Source organism: Paramylibacter kogurei (genome assembly GCF_002742285.1).
Classification (GTDB): Bacteria; Pseudomonadota; Alphaproteobacteria; order Rhodobacterales; family Rhodobacteraceae; genus Amylibacter; species Amylibacter kogurei.
Window position 1 is genome coordinate 1 of record NZ_MDGM01000010.1, and the last position, 1,689, is coordinate 1,689.

At 47.0% G+C, this 1,689-nt stretch carries 1 pseudogene; it reads right to left on the reverse strand.

What is annotated here, in order from left to right:
• Positions 1–599 precede the first annotated feature (599 nt).
• Positions 600–1,689 (reverse strand): annotated as a pseudogene (locus BFP76_RS14635) (hypothetical protein); the annotation flags it as partial.

A 1,689-nucleotide genomic window follows, 5' to 3' on the forward strand; every position in this document is an offset into this window, starting at 1 on the left:
CCAATCTTTATCTCTTTTTTCAACCTTCAGACCGTCTCAACTCCGTCGCCGTAGCGCCTAACTTGTCGTCGTCCCTTCCGGTAAGGGGGCTTTTAGTGTGACCAATCAAAACCCGCAACCCCTTTTTACAAAAAATACACATCTTTTAAAAAAATATAGGTAAACTACTGTTTTGTAAGCGGAAAAAACCGCACACCGGGAAATGACCGCCCAAATTCCATATCCTAGATCGCGTAAATATTGGTTAAAATAGCGTAACACAAAGACTCACCAATTGAATCGCAAGGGATTCACAATCGGTTTCGCCTATTTTAGCTGATTGTGATCCGGTGAATCATCGATTCCACCAGATTCTGACTGCGACTCAACAAGCAAACATCACATGGATACTAGAATCGCTTTCAACACACCCATCAAGTCGACGTAAATTGAACCAACTGACCGTTTGGAATTTCAAAGCTATTCATCTTGGATGGATCAATGCCATCAACTTACACGAAGCACGTTTTTTGTCGCGCATCGAACCACGCGAACGTATGGCGACGCAATACGAGAAAAAACGCAACAGCGCGTAAACCATGCCGTTGCGTTTCTAATTTTTAGAACTTTGCGATGATATTAATGAACGCGCCTTTGTCGTTATATGTGACATCGCGCAGATCATCGGAGAATTTGCCAAAGTTATATCCAGCACCGATTTTCATGTTATTGCCAACATGGCGATAAATTGCGGTGGTGACACCTGTGTCTGTACCGATGTCTTGGGCGTGTAATTGACGATATTCAACCAATGCATCCCATTTGTGCACGATATGATAGCGCAGGTTCACGACACCCAATGTGGCGTTGTTGGATACAAACCCATCGCCATTATCCTGTTCGGAAAAACGTGCGCCGATTTTGCCGCCCAATGTCCATTGGCGATTGATGTCATAGCTGGCATCAAGGCTAAAGATATGCGCCTTTTGGCGTGGGGAATTGTCAAAATTCGCACCATTGGTTGTGCTCGCGCTGGCACGTTCCGTCATGTCATATAAAAAACTGTATTTCGCCAAAACGTTCAGACGATCATGTTCCACTGGGCGGAATGCATAGCCTGTGGTGATTTCCACAAATTTTGCATCGGGTATGGATGCGGATGCGTTTTCGCTTTGGATTGCCTCGGCGCTAAACAACAGACGCGCGTTGTCACTGATTTTATAACGCGCGGTCAAATTGGCCGCGATCGTATCGGCGTCTTTGTCCTGGCCAGATTCCAAACCTTCGTCCTTGCGATATTCCAATCGCGTGCGCAGCGACAAATCTTCGTCGCGATAAATCGAACCCAGCGACAAGGCCTTGCGATCAAATTCGGTATTGGTGCTGGAATCACGCACACGGCCAAATTCAAACCCGCCTGTGAAGGTTAAAAAATCACTGGCGATATAATCCGCGCCATAGGTTGAGGTGAGCGATCGATGCACACCAAATAAATCATAGGTGTTTTCACCATAAACCGTCAGGCTATCGTTCAACCGTCGCCGTGCACCCGCCACAAATGATCCCTTGTCGCGGCCAACCAATTCATTGCCACCAAATTCACGATCGGGGTCAAGCGTGTAACCAAAGTAGTAGCTGTTATTATCATCGCGATCATATTGCGCCAAGGCACGCGCGCCCACACCCGTGCTCCCGTCAGATATTTCACCG